The organism is Pseudomonas oryzihabitans, from assembly GCF_001518815.1.
GTDB lineage: Bacteria > Pseudomonadota > Gammaproteobacteria > Pseudomonadales > Pseudomonadaceae > Chryseomonas > Chryseomonas oryzihabitans_E.
The window spans coordinates 3,790,192-3,804,310 of record NZ_CP013987.1 but is presented as its reverse complement, the minus strand read 5'-3'; the positions used below and the strand labels follow the sequence as shown (position 1 = coordinate 3,804,310).

14 protein-coding genes and 1 pseudogene are annotated in these 14,119 nt (G+C 64.2%); 3 read left to right on the top strand and 12 right to left on the bottom strand.

What is annotated here, in order from left to right:
* Positions 1-34: 34 nt before the first annotated feature.
* The 9 genes and pseudogenes from APT59_RS23005 to osmE all read right to left on the bottom strand — a co-directional run bounded on the left by APT59_RS23005 (position 35) and on the right by osmE (position 9,916).
* Positions 35-748, bottom strand: a complete 714-nt coding sequence (locus tag APT59_RS23005) for a methyl-accepting chemotaxis protein (protein ID WP_420480523.1) — start codon at positions 746-748, stop codon at positions 35-37.
* 144 nt (positions 749-892) lie between these two features.
* Positions 893-1,861, bottom strand: a pseudogene (locus APT59_RS23000) (cache domain-containing protein); the annotation flags it as partial.
* A gap of 242 nt (positions 1,862-2,103) precedes the next feature.
* Positions 2,104-2,871, bottom strand: a complete 768-nt coding sequence (locus APT59_RS17345) for an ATP-binding cassette domain-containing protein (protein ID WP_237140535.1) — start codon at positions 2,869-2,871, stop codon at positions 2,104-2,106.
* Positions 2,871-3,953, bottom strand: coding sequence for an ABC transporter permease (locus tag APT59_RS17340; protein ID WP_059315992.1), 1,083 nt, complete (start codon positions 3,951-3,953; stop codon positions 2,871-2,873). The genes APT59_RS17345 and APT59_RS17340 overlap by 1 nt, the downstream gene beginning before the upstream one ends.
* A gap of 103 nt (positions 3,954-4,056) precedes the next feature.
* On the bottom strand, positions 4,057-5,085 hold the full coding sequence (locus tag APT59_RS17335; RefSeq protein ID WP_059315991.1) for a sugar ABC transporter substrate-binding protein: 1,029 nt from the start codon (positions 5,083-5,085) through the stop codon (positions 4,057-4,059).
* A 65-nt stretch (positions 5,086-5,150) separates the two neighbouring features.
* Positions 5,151-6,344: a maltoporin gene (locus APT59_RS17330; protein WP_231356057.1), complete on the bottom strand. Its 1,194-nt coding sequence runs from the start codon at positions 6,342-6,344 to the stop codon at positions 5,151-5,153.
* A 453-nt stretch (positions 6,345-6,797) separates the two neighbouring features.
* Positions 6,798-8,633, bottom strand: a complete 1,836-nt coding sequence (gene ilvD / locus APT59_RS17325) for a dihydroxy-acid dehydratase (protein WP_059315989.1) — start codon at positions 8,631-8,633, stop codon at positions 6,798-6,800.
* A 228-nt stretch (positions 8,634-8,861) separates the two neighbouring features.
* Entirely contained in the window at positions 8,862-9,383 is a 522-nt protein-coding gene (locus tag APT59_RS17320; protein WP_059315988.1) for a hypothetical protein, read from the bottom strand.
* Between the two features lie 194 nt (positions 9,384-9,577).
* Entirely contained in the window at positions 9,578-9,916 is a 339-nt protein-coding gene (gene osmE, locus APT59_RS17315) for an osmotically-inducible lipoprotein OsmE (protein WP_059315987.1), read from the bottom strand.
* Positions 9,917-10,195: 279 nt separating this feature from the next.
* Here osmE and APT59_RS17310 point away from each other — a divergent pair, with 279 nt between their 5' ends.
* On the top strand, positions 10,196-11,416 hold the full coding sequence (locus APT59_RS17310) for an N-acetylmuramoyl-L-alanine amidase (protein ID WP_059315986.1): 1,221 nt from the start codon (positions 10,196-10,198) through the stop codon (positions 11,414-11,416).
* A complete protein-coding gene (locus APT59_RS17305) occupies positions 11,413-11,817 on the top strand; it encodes a hypothetical protein (RefSeq protein WP_059315985.1) in 405 nt (134 codons plus the stop codon). The genes APT59_RS17310 and APT59_RS17305 overlap by 4 nt, the downstream gene beginning before the upstream one ends.
* Positions 11,818-11,843: 26 nt before the next feature.
* Here the strand turns inward: APT59_RS17305 and APT59_RS17300 are convergent, their stop codons facing one another.
* On the bottom strand, positions 11,844-12,497 hold the full coding sequence (locus tag APT59_RS17300) for a sulfite oxidase-like oxidoreductase (protein ID WP_059315984.1): 654 nt from the start codon (positions 12,495-12,497) through the stop codon (positions 11,844-11,846).
* Between the two features lie 147 nt (positions 12,498-12,644).
* On the opposite strand from APT59_RS17300, the gene APT59_RS17295 reads away from it, so the two are divergent.
* Positions 12,645-12,881, top strand: coding sequence for a DUF2171 domain-containing protein (locus tag APT59_RS17295; RefSeq protein ID WP_059315983.1), 237 nt, complete (start codon positions 12,645-12,647; stop codon positions 12,879-12,881).
* A 64-nt stretch (positions 12,882-12,945) separates the two neighbouring features.
* Here APT59_RS17295 and APT59_RS17290 read toward each other — a convergent pair whose 3' ends face one another.
* Both APT59_RS17290 and APT59_RS17285 read right to left on the bottom strand, forming a co-directional pair.
* Positions 12,946-13,518: a BON domain-containing protein gene (locus APT59_RS17290; protein ID WP_059315982.1), complete on the bottom strand. Its 573-nt coding sequence runs from the start codon at positions 13,516-13,518 to the stop codon at positions 12,946-12,948.
* Positions 13,515-14,108, bottom strand: coding sequence for a phosphoheptose isomerase (locus APT59_RS17285; protein ID WP_059315981.1), 594 nt, complete (start codon positions 14,106-14,108; stop codon positions 13,515-13,517). Before APT59_RS17285 ends, APT59_RS17290 begins: the two co-directional genes overlap by 4 nt.
* Positions 14,109-14,119: the final 11 nt, after the last annotated feature.

Genomic DNA, 14,119 nt, shown 5'->3' with positions numbered 1-14,119 from the left:
TGTTGGCTGGTCGCCCGCAGGTGTCCCGGGTGCCTTACAGGATGAAGCGCGCCACGTCGCGGTTAAGGTCGGCGGCATGATGCTGCAGAGAGCGCGATTGCCGTTCCGAATCCTCGGCGCCACTGGCCAGGGTATCGCCAAGCCCCTTGATGGTGATCACGTTGCGGGTGATCTCCTCGGTGACCGAGGTCTGTTCCTCGGCCGCCGTGGCGATCTGCAGAGACATCTCGGCGATGATGCCGGCACTCTGGGCGATCTCTTCCAGGGCGCTGGAGGCGCGTTCCACGTCGGCGACGCTGCGTTCGGCGATGGCCATGCTGCTGTCCATGCGCTGCACCGCCTGGCGGGTCATCTGCTGGAGCGTGCCGATGGTCTCGTTGATCTCCCGCGTCGACGCCTGGGTGCGCTGCGACAACGTCCGCACCTCGTCGGCGACCACCGCGAAGCCACGGCCATGCTCGCCGGCCCGGGCGGCTTCGATGGCCGCGTTCAGTGCCAGCAGGTTGGTCTGCTCGGCGATGCTCTGGATGCTGTCGAGGACCTTGGCGATGGCCTGCGAGTGATGATCCAGCTCGCCGATCACCCGGGTGGCGTCATCCACTTCCTGGGCCAGGCTGTTGATGGACTGCTTGCTGGTCTGCACCAGGGTCAGGCCCTGGGTGGTGCTGTCGGAGGACTGCCGGATGGCCTCGGCGGTCTGCTCGGCGTTGCGGGCGATCTCCTGGGTCGCGGAAGACATCTCGGTCACGGCGGTGGCGACCAGGGTGATCTCCTGCTGCAGACGCCCCAGTTCCTGAGTGGCCGCGGCGCTGCGCTGCAGGACCTTTTGCGATTCGGCGTCCACGCTCTGGGCATGCTGGCGCACGCCGCCGATCAAGCCGTGCAGACTGGCCACGAACTGGTTGAAGTGGCCGGCAAGGCCGCCGACTTCATCGTTACTCTGTACGGCGATGCGCCGGGTCAGGTCGCCCTGGCCATCGGCGATTACCTGCAGACCGTTCGAGACCACGCCCAGCGGCCGCAGCAGATAGCTGCACAGCAGGTTGATGAGCACCAGCGAGCCACCCAGCACCACGGCCAGGATGGCGATGCTGATCCAGAGTTGCCGCTGTAGCGGTGCCAGTAGCACGCCGCTATCGACGATCATCACCAGGGTCTCGCCGTCGCGATTCATGGGCGCGGCATAGAGCCGCTGGCCGGCGTTGGTCTCGATATAGCGCTCACCGGGCGCCTGGGCCAGCCGCTGGAGGGTGTCCGCGGTGAGCTGGGGATAGAGCTCGGTGAGCGGCTTGGCCAGCAGGGCGGTGTCTTCATGCCCCAGCACAATGTTCTGGCCGTTGACCAGTACGGCGCTGCCGGCACCCGGCAGCTGCACCCGCTTGAGCTGATCGAGGATGTCGCTGATGCTGACGTCGGCACCCAGGATGGCGCTGGTGTTGCCACCGGATTGCAACGCCCAGCCCAGGGACAGCACGTTCTGCTTGGTCGCCGCCGCCACCGTGGGTATGGAGAAGAACACCTTGCCGGGATTCTGCATCGCCTGCTGGTACCACAGCCATTTGCGCGGGTCGTTGTTGTCCGGCGGTAACTGGGCGCCGTTGGCATTGACCTGGCTGCCATCGCCGCGGGCGTAGAAGACGTTGTCGAAACCGCCGGAGCGCTTGACCTGATTGAGACCGGCCGGAAGGTTCGTCTCCTGGGTGTCCGCCGCCAGGGCGCGCAACGCGGCGGCCTTGCCGTCGAACCACTGACGGACACCGCCGTTGAAGACGAAGCTGACGGTCTTCAGCTGTTCGACCGTGGAGGCTTCGAGGGCCGCACGGGTGTTGAAGAAATTGATGGTCGTCAGACCTACACCCACCACCAGCACGGCCGCGGTGGCAGACAACGAGAGTTTCTGTTTCAACGACAAGGCAGGCACGGCGTATAGCTCCGAAATAATTATTCAGGCTTTATCGGTGCTGGTACGCGATAACTTGAGCGTTCGGTCAGATTTTCGTCGCAGAAGCGACGATCCGCGTCTGGGTAGGCGGCCCCTTCCGGGTCTTCCAGGGCGACTGCCGGCTGGAAGACCCGGGAGGGTGCCTGGTCAGTCGAAGTCGACTAGGCGGCCACCGTCTGGGCACCGGTCATGAGTGCCACCGCATCGGCCATGGAGTGCTCGCGCGGGTCGATCACCGTCAGCCGGCGACCCAGTCGATGGATGTGGATGCGGTCGGCGATCTCGAACACATGGGGCATGTTGTGCGAGATCAGCACGATGGCGATGCCGCGGGCCCGCACATCGAGGATCAGCTCCAGCACCTTGCGCGACTCCTTCACCCCCAGCGCGGCCGTGGGCTCGTCGAGGATGATGACCTTGGAGCCGAAGGCCGCCGCCCGGGCCACGGCCACGCCCTGGCGCTGGCCACCGGAAAGGGTTTCCACCGCCTGGTTGATGTTCTGGATGGTCATCAACCCTAGCTCGGAGAGTTTTTCCCGGGCGATGCGCTCCATTTCCTTGCGGTCCAGGGTCCGGCAGAGGGTGCCCAGCAGCCCCGGCTTGCGCAGTTCACGTCCAAGAAAGAGGTTGTCGGCGATGGACAGCGCCGGCGACAGCGCCAGGTTCTGGTAGACCGTCTCGATGCCGGCACGCCGCGCGGCGATGGGCGAGGCGAACTGCACTAGCTGGCCCTCGAAGCGGATCTCGCCCTCGTCCGGGCGCAGGGCACCGGAGATGGCCTTGATCAGCGAGGACTTGCCGGCGCCGTTGTCGCCGATCACCGCCAGGATCTCGCCGGGCAGCAGGTCGAAGTCGGCATGGTCGAGGGCGGTGACGCGGCCATAGCGCTTAACCAGGCCGCGCGCCATCAGCAGGGGTTCGGTAGTCATCAGCTGGCCGCCTTTCTGATCCATTGGTCGATAGCCACGGCCGCGATGATGAGCGTGCCGATCAGCAGATAGGTCCATTGCACGTCGGTACCCAGCAGGCGCAGGCCCAGGGCGAAGACGCCGACGATGAGAGCGCCGAACAGCATGCCGAGGATCGAGCCGCGCCCGCCGAACAGCGAGATGCCGCCGATCACCACGGCGGTGATGGACTCGATGTTGGCGAACTGGCCGGCGGTGGGCGAGACCGAGCCGATGCGGCCGATCAGGACCCAGCCGGCGAAGGCGCAGATGAGTCCGGACAGCCCGTACACGGTGATCAGCATGCGCCTGACGTTGACTCCGGCCAGCGCCGCGGCCTCGGGATCGTCGCCTACCGCATAGAGATGCCGGCCCCAGGCGGTGTGATTGAGCACGTACCAGAGCAGGGCGACCAGCACCACCAGGGCGATCACGCCATAGGTGAAGACGGCACCGCCCAGGCGGAAGTTGTCACCGAACACCTGCAGCAAGGGCGCCGTCGCACCGATTTCCTGGGCGCGGATGGTCTCGTTGCGCGAATAGAGGAAGTTGGCCGCGAGCACGATCTGCCACATGCCCAGGGTTACGATGAAGGGTGGCAGCTTGATGCGGGCGATCAGCCAGCCGTTGGCCATGCCGCACAGGGTGCCCACCACCAGGCCGCAGAGGATCGACAACTCCACCGGCAGGCCGTAGCGAAAGGTGAACTGGCCCATGACCACCGAGGACAGCACCATGATGGCGCCTACCGAAAGGTCGATGCCGGCGGTGATCACCACCAGGGTCTGGGCCGCGCCCACGATACCGGTGATGGCGACCTGTTGCAGGATCAGGGTGAGGGCGAAGGCGGAAAAGAATTTGCCACCCAGCAGGGCGCCGAAGATGCCCAGCGACAACAGCAGCACCAGCAGCGAGACCGCCGAAGGACGTGAATGCAGGAAGTGACGGAATTTGACGAGTGGGCTGCGCTCGTCACGGGCGAAGGAGGCGACTTCCGTGGCGCTGTGCTTGAGCACCTGTTCGAAGGGCTGGCCGGACGAGGAGGGCGAGGTCGGATCGCTCATGGCAATCTCCTGATAGCGGGAAAGCAGCCGAGAGTCGGTCGCCCGCGCCGAGGCGAAAACGCTCAGGCGGGGCGACCGGTCTGCTCAGGCTAGACGACTGGCATCAGCCCCAGCATTTCTGCAGGGCGGTCTTGCTGTCGATGGACTGGATGCCGGGTACCGGCTTGTCCGTCACCAGCTTCACGCCGGTGTCGACAAAGCTCTTGCCTTCGGTGGCGGTAGGCTTCTTGCCCGTGTCGGCAAAGGTCTTGATCGCCTCGATGCCCAGCGCGGCCATCTGCAGCGGGTATTGCTGAGAGGTGGCGCCGATGACGCCGTCCGCCACGTTGTGCACGCCCGGGCAGCCGCCGTCGATGGAGACGATCAACACGTCCTTCTCGCGACCCACGGCCTTGAGCGCCTCGTAGGCACCGGCCGCAGCCGGTTCGTTGATGGTGTGCACCACGTTGATGGTCGAATCCTTCTGCAGCAGATTTTCCATCGCTGCACGCCCACCTTCCTCGTTGCCGTTGGTCACGTCGTGGCCGACGATGCGCGAGTCGGTCTCGTCGCCGATGCGGTTCTGATCCTTGGGATCTATGCCGAAGCCGAGCATGAAGCCCTGGTCGCGCAGGACGTCCACCGAGGGCTGGGAGGCGTTCAGGTCGAGAAAGGCCACCCGGGCGTCCTTGGCCTTGTCGCCCAGGGTCTCCCGAGCCCACTGGCCGATCAGCTTGCCGGCCAGCAGGTTGTCGGTGGCGAAGGTCATGTCGGCGGCGCTCACCGGGTCCAGGGGGGTATCCAGGGCGATCACCAGCAGACCGGCCTCGCGGGCCTTTTGCAGATTGGGGACGATACCCTTGGTGTCCGAGGCGGTGATGAGAATGCCCTTGGCGCCATCGGCGATGCAGGTCTCGATGGCCGCCACCTGGCTTTCGCTGTCGCCATCGATCTTGCCGGCATAGGCCTTGAGCGTCATGCCCAGCTCCTTGGCCTTGGCGCTGGCACCTTCCTTCATCTTCACGAAGAAGGGGTTGGTATCGGTCTTGGTGATGAGGCAGGCGGACACGGGGGCCGCCTGGGCGGTGGCGCTGGCCAGGGCGGCGGCCAGCAGGCAGCCGGTGAAGGCGGAAAGGGAGACGGTTCTTTTCATTGTTGTGCGCTCAGGTTCGCGGACGAGAACGCGACCGGCAGCACGCCGGTCGCGGCGGAGGATGGCTACCACCACTGCTCGATCTGGAAGCCGATGTTGGAGCCGTGCAGGTCGTTGCCGAAGGTACCGGTGCTCGACAGCGCGGAGCCGGCGTCGAAATCATCGGCTGCCTGCTGCGCTGCCCGGTTCCAGGCCGCATAGGTATAGAACAGGCGGAACTCCGGACGGGTCTTGAATTCCGGGCCCTTGGGCGACCAGGTGGGCGCCAGGGTCAGCTTGGTCAGCTTGCGGGTGCCGCCGGGAGCCTGCACCTGATCATGGCCCAGCTCGGTGGAGAACTTGAACTGGTCGGTGATGCCGTACACCAGGCGGCCACCCAGCGAGGTCCAGCGCAGGTCATTGCCGTTGGGACGTTCGTCCTTCTGGTAGACCGCGGCGATCTGGCCACCCCAGTAGCGGCTGATCTGCCAGTCGAAGAAGTCGACGACGCGATAGGAGACGTCGGCGCTGCTCAGGGTCGGATCGCCGGTGCTGCCCAGGGCGGTGCCCGGGCCCTGGCCGCGCTGCACGGCAAAGGTGTTCACACCACCCCAACCCATGAAGTTGGCCTGCTTGTGTTGCAGCGTGACCGCTACACCGCTGTTGGCATTGGGCTGATTGGTGGGCTTGTCCAGATAGCTGACGCCGATTTCCAGCGAGCCATTCGGATTGGTGTTGAAGCCGGCGACGTTGAAGTCGAGGCGGTTCTGGAAGTCCTTCTGGTTCTGGTTGTCCTTGCGCGAGAAGGCCAGGCTGTACTTGAGACCGCCGATGTTGACGTCCTCGATACCGCCGCCGGTGGCGCTCTGGTTCCAGTAGAAGAAGTCGGAGATGTGGATGTCGTTCCGCTTGTAGTAACGGCGGCCGGCCCAGAGATTACCGCCGTTCAGCGCGGCGATGTTGTTCCAGTAGGCATAGGCCTGGACGGCACGGATCTCGCCATTGTCCCCGTTGAAGGTCGGGGTGCGGTCGTAGCGGTTAAAGAAGCTGCCCATGCCGTATACGCCGACTGCCGAGCCGTCGTTGAGGGTCAGGACGTCCTGCTTGAGTGCCAGTTCGCCGTACTGTTCGCACTCGTTGCCCAGACGGTACTTGGACTGCGCGCCCTGCAGCTTGAAGCAGCGCATGGAGTCGGAACCGGAGGAATCGCCGAGCCCGGTACGGAAGTACCCGATGGTTTCCAGGGCGTGTGCCGAAGGAATCAGCAGGAGGGTGCTCATCAAGGAGGCGACCGAAACCCTGGCCAAGGGCATAGCCTTTTTCTTATTCATTTATGTTCCCTGTTTATTGTTGTTGTGTGACGCGTGCCTGGCCTACACCTGACCCGCCGTGCTCCAGCGGAAGATCAGCATAGGTGTGACCATTGGGGCTCAACCTGACTACAAACTTATCGCTGAATCAATTCAGCGGCAGACGGAGGGTAGCCTTTGATCACTCAACGGCCTAGCGGCTCGCGAATCGCGAGGTGTGAGCTGAATCACAGGTTGCGCTTCTACAAAATTAGCAAGCCAAGCAACGGTGAATCCCTCTGGAATGGGCGTCGTGGCAGGTGGCTGCGGCAAGGTCAGGAGGTGCAGCGAGAAGGCGGAGCTAGGGCGGGGGCTGGAGAGGAAGAGACAGGAGCGGATCAGTAGGGAAGGGCGACGGCAGGCGCCGTCGCCCGGGTACAGCGGTCAGCCCAGCAGTGCCTTGTCGCGCACGCCGCCCTTGTCGGCGCTGGTGGCCAGCAGCGCATAGGCCTTGAGCGCCGTGGTGACGCGGCGGGTACGGGGGTGGACCGGTTTCCAGCCCTGCTTGTCCTGCTCGATGCGGCGATGAGAGAGCTCTTCGTCACTCACCAGCAGGTTGATGCTGCGCTGGGGGATGTCGATGAGTACCTTGTCGCCGTCGCGCACCAGGCCGATGGCGCCGCCCGCAGCCGCTTCCGGCGAGGCATGGCCGATGGACAGGCCCGAGGTGCCACCGGAGAAGCGGCCATCGGTGAGCAGGGCGCACTGCTTGCCCAGCCCCTTGGACTTCAGGTAGCTGGTGGGGTAGAGCATCTCCTGCATGCCCGGACCGCCCTTGGGGCCCTCGTAGCGGATGATGACGATGTCGCCGGCCTTGACCTCGTCGGCCAGGATGCCGCGTACCGCCGCGTCCTGGCTCTCGAACACCTTGGCGTTACCTTCGAACACATGAATGGATTCGTCCACGCCGGCGGTCTTCACAACACAGCCATCCAGGGCGATGTTGCCGTAGAGCACGGCCAGACCGCCTTCCTGGGAGTAGGCATGCTCGACGCTGCGGATGCAGCCTTCGGCGCGGTCATCGTCCAGGCTTTCCCAGCGGGTGGCCTGGCTGAAGGCTTCCTGGGTCGGGATACCCGCCGGACCGGCAAGGAAAAAGGTCTTCACCGCCTCGTCCTGGGTCAGGGTGATGTCCCACTTCTCGATGGCTTCGCCCAGCGTGCGACTGTGTACCGTGGGCAGGTCGGTGTGGAGCAGGCCGCCACGGGCCAGTTCACCCAGGATGCTGAAGATGCCACCGGCACGGTGCACGTCTTCCATGTGGTACTTCTGGATGTTCGGCGCCACCTTGCACAGCTGCGGCACCTTGCGCGACAGGGCATCGATGTTGCGCAGGTCGAAGTCCACCTCGGCTTCCTGGGCAGCGGCCAGCAGGTGCAGGATGGTGTTGGTCGAGCCGCCCATGGCGATATCCAGGGTCATGGCATTCTCGAAGGCCGCATAGGAGGCGATGTTGCGCGGCAGGGCGGACTCGTCGTTCTCCTGATAGTAGCGGCGGCATAGCTCGACGATGGTGCGGCCAGCCTGGAGGAACAGCTCCTTGCGATCGGCGTGGGTGGCCAGAGTCGAGCCGTTGCCCGGCAGGGCCAGGCCCAGGGCCTCGGTCAGGCAGTTCATGGAGTTGGCAGTGAACATGCCCGAGCAGCTGCCACAGGTGGGGCAGGCGCTACGTTCGTATTCGGCGACCTTCTCGTCGCTGGCCGAGCTGTCGGCGGCGATGACCATGGCATCCACCAGGTCCAGGCCGTGGCTGGCCAGCTTGGTCTTGCCGGCTTCCATGGGGCCGCCAGAGACGAACACCACCGGGATGTTCAGGCGCAAGGCGGCCATCAGCATGCCGGGGGTGATCTTGTCGCAGTTGGAGATGCATACCAGCGCATCGGCGCAATGGGCGTTGACCATGTATTCCACGGCGTCGGCGATTATCTCGCGGCTCGGCAGCGAATAGAGCATGCCGTCGTGGCCCATGGCGATGCCGTCGTCCACGGCGATGGTGTTGAATTCCTTGGCCACGCCGCCGGCCCTTTCGATCTCGCGAGCGACCAGCTGGCCGAGGTCCTTGAGGTGCACGTGGCCGGGTACGAACTGGGTAAAGGAGTTGGCGATGGCGATGATCGGCTTCTTGAAGTCTTCATCCTTCATCCCGGTGGCGCGCCAGAGCGCCCGGGCGCCAGCCATGTTGCGGCCCTGGGTAGAGGTTTTCGAACGATAGTCAGGCATGAAGCGTCTCTCCGAGGCGGCTTTTAGGTCACGGTTCTGATCATCGTGAGCGCAGGCGGGGCACGGTGCAAACGCGGAGTGACGAATGCCGGGCCGGAGGGCGGCGACGCCGTGCGGGATCACCACAGGGGCACCAGGGCTCACGAACCCGCCGGAGGATGCTGGCGAGGGGAAAGTCGATCATACACGCGGGCGCCAGGGCTGCACAGCAGCGCGGGCGCCGGTGGCTCAGGGCGCTTCCTGTTCGCCGTCGGGGGCGTCTTCCAGGTATTCGTCCATGGGCTCCTGGCCCGCCAGGGTCTTCAGGCTCAACTCCACGGCCTCGGGCAGGGTGATGTCGACGCGCTGCTTCTCGCTGCCTTCCAGGGAAGACTCATAGCTAAGCGCGTGGCGCAGATGACCGTTTTCGAGGATGGCACCGACGCTGGCCAACTGGGCTGCAGCAGGTGCCAGGCGCTCCAGGGCGGCCTTGGGCCAGGTGGCTTCTACGGTCGCGTTGCAGGTATAGAAGCCTGCGTCGCCACTGTCCGATGGCTCTTCCTGGGTCTTGATGTCGACCAGCGAGACCTGACCAGCTTCCAGCGCGGGCTGCCCGGCGGTGATGTCGTCCGCGTAGATTTCGTTGATGGTCTGGGCGTATTGCTGACGAACCAGTTCGGCGGTCTTGGCCGCATCGCAGCTGTAGTCATAGCCACCGCAGCCAGTCAGGGAAAGCACCGCAGCTGTGAGTATGAGGTGACGTCTGGACATGCCTGAATTCCTTGGAACGATGGGTAGAGCCTGGCGGCGCTGGCCGAGCATGCGTCGATCCGCAGTGCATGACGTCGGCGCTAACGGTCGGGGATGGCGAGGGCCAATGGTGCTGCCACTCGCCCATCCTGTCCATCAGACGCCGCCAGCGCCCTTCAGGACACCCGGCCGGATTGGCCGGTCAGCTCCCTCACTCAGGCGCGGTCGGCGCTTTCGCAGGTCTCGAAGTCCTTGCTGTCAACACGGTTCATGCTGTCGAAGCCGATCGAATAGACCTGCTCCTTGCCGTCCTTGTTGAGGACATAGTTGTTGCAGGTACCCGGACGATACTTGCGGGTGTAGGTGCTCGACGGGGTGCCACCGATACGCAGGACGTCAGCCTTGGGCATACCCTTTTCAATCTGTTTCACCAGGGGCTGCTCGCGAAATTCCACGCGACCCACGGTGTAGTCGGCCGTGTTCTTTACCGAGGAGCAGCCCGCCAGGACGGTGCCGGCCAGCAGGGCGGCCGCGACTGCAATCTTCTTGTTCATGGTGTGATCCCTTCAAAGGCGGAAGTGCCTGACACTTCGACGATGACGGCGCCGATAAATTCGCTCTCCGTCGCACTTCTTGCGCTTTGCCTTTCTGACGCCAGCCCCTTTGGCGACGGCAAGTGACTGTATCTAAAGCTGATTCTGCAAACGAACGCTATGCCACGGTTTTCTAAGGAATATTTTGTCTAAACGGCAGTTGACAGGCGTCAGGTGGCAGGCGATCTTTAGCGTTATGTTGTAACTTCCCAGCCGTTTCTCGTTTCTCGCGAGGACTCCATGAATCGCCGTCGTCTGCTCAATCTGATCCTGGCTGGCATGACCTTGCCTGTCGGGTTGCCGACATTTGCCGCCCGTCAGCAACTCAAGGGTGCCCGGGCCTGGCAGGACGCCGACAAGCTCCGCCTGGTCTTCGATCTTACCGGGCCGGTGCATTACAAGACCTTCACCCTGGTCGCGCCGGATCGCATCATTCTCGATCTCGCCGACACCCAGGCGCCTGCGGTACTCAATCACCTGGCGCTGAAAGGTTCGCCCGTGCGGGCCGTCCGAAGTGCTCAATATGGCCCCCAGGACACTCGGGTGGTGCTGGAGCTGGCCCATCCGGTGGAGATAGAAAGCTTCGTCCTCGGCCCCGGCGAGGGCGCGGCCAATCGCCTGGTGCTCGATCTCAAGCGTGCCGGGGCACCGGTCGTGGCAGCGCGCAAGCCGGTCGATGCCGAGCCGCCGCTGGAGGTCAAGCGGGGCAGGGGCCTGGCCTCGGGGCGCGACATCATGGTCGTGGTCGATGCCGGGCACGGTGGCAAGGACCCCGGCGCCCTGAGTGCGCGCGGTGATCGGGAAAAGGACATCGCCCTGATCGTGGCGCAGAATCTGGCGCGCCGGATCAATCTGCAGAAGGGCTTCAAGGCCAAGCTGGTGCGCAACGACGACTTCTTCGTGCCGCTGCGCAAGCGTGTCGAGGTGGCGCGCAGCTACAACGCCGACATGTTCGTATCGGTGCATGCCGATGCCGCACCGCGGCGTACCGCCTATGGCGCCTCGGTCTATGCCCTGTCCGAGCGTGGCGCGACCTCGACCACGGCGCGCTTCCTGGCCGATAGCGAGAACAACGTCGACCTGATCGGTGCCAACGAGATCCTCAAGGGCCGTGACCCCATGCTCGCGGGGGTGCTGCTGGACATGTCGATGAATGCCACCATCTCGTCGAGTCTGGACCTGGGCCAGAAGGTGCTGGGGCAATTGTCGAGCATCACCAATCTGCACCAGAAACGGGTGGAGCAGGCTGGCTTCGCCGTGCTCAAATCACCGGACATCCCCTCGATCCTGGTCGAGACGGGCTTCATTTCCAATGACCGCGACTGCCGGCGGCTGCTCGACAGCCGTCACCAGAAGCAGCTGGCCGATTCGATCTTTGCTGGTCTGCATGGCTACTTCCAGGAGCGCCCACCGCTGGGCACCTACCTGGCCAGTCTCAAGAACACCCAAGGAGTGACATGAGTTTGCAAGACAAGGTGCGTCGTTACTGGCGCGCAGTGGTGCTGGTGATAGGAGCGCTGTGCGTGGTGGCCGGCTTGATCGGCTATGTCCAGGGCGGTGGCGACAAGACAGGCAGCACCCAGGAAAGCTTCGTCAACAAGGTCTGGCAGATCAAGACCAGCAACAGCATCGAACCCGGCATGCTGTACGTCTTCCTCAGCGATGGCACCCTGGTGATGGCCTCACCGAGCAGCCAGCCCTCCCTGGGGCGCTGGACGCGGACCGAGAAGGGCCTGAACCTCATCGAGGAAGGCATCACCTATCCCACGGAAATCCTCAGTCTCAAGCGTGACGAGTTCCGGATCCGCAGCCTCAATCCCGGCGAACCCGTAGAGCTGCAACTGGCCCCGGCGGCACCCTAGGAACCTGGTCAAAGGCTCTGGTGCCATCAGCTGTCGTCTGAGTAGCGCTGCTCCTGCCAGGGGTCGCCACGGTCATGGTAGCCGCGCATTTCCCAGAAGCCAGGCGTATCGCCCACGCGGAAATCGATGCGTCTGAGCCATTTGGCGCTTTTCCACAGATAGAGGTGCGGGATCAATGCCCGCACCGGGCCGCCGTGCTCGGCCGTCAGGGGCTGGCCCTCCCAGCTGTGTACCAGCATGGCGCCGGGCGCGGCGAAGTCGGCCAGGGGCAGATTGGTGATGTAGCCGTCGTAGCTGTGCAACAGCACATGGGTGGCGTCTTCCCGTGGCTGCACTTCTTCCAGCAGCTCGCTGACCGGTAGGCCGATCCAGCGATTGTCGTAGCGCGACCAGGTGGTGACGCAATGCATGTCGCTGACCGCCTGGGTGGTCGCTCGGGCCGCGAAGGTATCCCAGTTCCAGCGCAGCGTCCTGCGGACCGCCCCGGTGACCGCCAGTTGCCAGCGTTCGTGGCTGACCTCCGGCCGTACACCCAGATCCAGAACCGGCCAGTTGCTGACGCGATGCTGGCCGGGGGGCAGGCGTTCGCTTTCCGGGCGTGCGCTCTGCCCGGTCAGGAAGCGCCCCTCCTGTGCCCAGCGCTCCTTGGAGCGGGTCAGCTTGCTTGGCTCATCGCTCATTGGCGAATCCTCTCGATGGTCATGGGGCTGTGACCATGATGATGGCCTTTCGTCGGCAGAGGGCGAACCCAGACGGCGCTTCATGCCTCCTATCCTGCAGGCGCTGAAAGAGCGGCCTCCTTTTTATTAACCTGCCGGAGAACCACCATGGTAGATGCAACCCAGATCAAAGAGCATGCGGAAGTTGTCGGTTCGGACGGCCAGCACGTGGGCACCGTCGATCATATGGAAGGCGCCGATCGCATCAAGCTGACCAAGCGCGATCAGGATGCCGATGGCAAGCATCACTACATTCCGTTGAGCTGGGTCCAGTCCGTGGAAGGCAGCCAGGTACGCCTGAGCAAGACCCGCGACGAAGCCGAGCGTGAGTGGCAGGCCGCCTGACGCCAGCCACCGCCCAACAAAAAGCCCCGCCAATGCGGGGCTTTTTGTTGGGCGGCGAATACGATCAGTTGATGTACTCGAACAGCTTCACGATGCGCTGGACACCCGAAACGCTCTGGATCAGCTGTACGGCGTGATTGGCTTCCTGCTGGGTCACCAGGCCCAGCAGATAGACGATGCCGTTTTCCGTGACCACCTTGATGCGCGAGCCTGGGATGTCCTCGTCGGCGAACATCTGGGCCTTGATGCGGGTGGTCAACCAGGAGTCGTTGCTGCGTGCCAGCAGCGAGGAGTTGCCCGTCACCTGAAGCTCGTTATGGACCGTCTTGACCCGCTGCACGCTGCGTACGGCCTGTTCGGCCTGGGCCTTGAGGTCGGCCCGCGGCGTCTGGCCAGCGATCAGCACCACGCCGTTGTAGCTCACCACCACGATGTGCGAACTGGCCAGGTCGGAGTTGGCCTTGGAGATGTTGACCGCGGCCTTGGTCTCGATCAGGGCGTCATCCACTGTGCTGCCCAGGGTGCGGGTGCCGCGGTTGTCGTCGATGGGCTTGTCGCGGCTGGCAGTGACCACGTTGCTGCAGCCGACCACGGCAAAGGACAGCGCCAGGATGGCGAGCAGAGGAGCTTTTTTCATTCTTCGCTTCCAAACAGTTGCTGATCGATCTGGTCGCACAGGCAGTGGATCACCAGCAGGTGCACTTCCTGGATGCGGGCGGTGACCTTGGCGGGCACGCGGATCTCGACGTCCTCGGGCAGCAGCAGGGAGGCCATGCCACCGCCGTCGCGGCCGGTGAGGGCGACCACGGTCATCTCGCGGTCGTGGGCGGCCTGGATCGCTTGGATCACGTTGGCCGAGTTGCCGCTGGTGGAGATGGCCAGGAGGATGTCGCCAGGCTGACCCAGAGCGCGGATCTGCTTGGAGAACACCTCGTTGTAGCTGTAGTCGTTGGCGATGGACGTCAGTGTCGAGCTGTCGGTGGTCAGGGCCAGGGCCGGCAGGCTGGGGCGCTCGCGCTCGAAGCGATTCAGCAGTTCCGAGGAGAAATGCTGGGCATCGCCGGCGGATCCGCCGTTGCCACAGGTGAGGATCTTGCCTTCGTTGAGCAGGGCCGCAACCATGACTTGGCTGGCCAGATCGATATGAGGAATCAGGACTTCCATGGCCTGACGCTTGGTTTCGATGCTGTCCCGGAAGAGTTTCTGGATGCGGGCGTGGGTGTCCATCGCGTTATCTT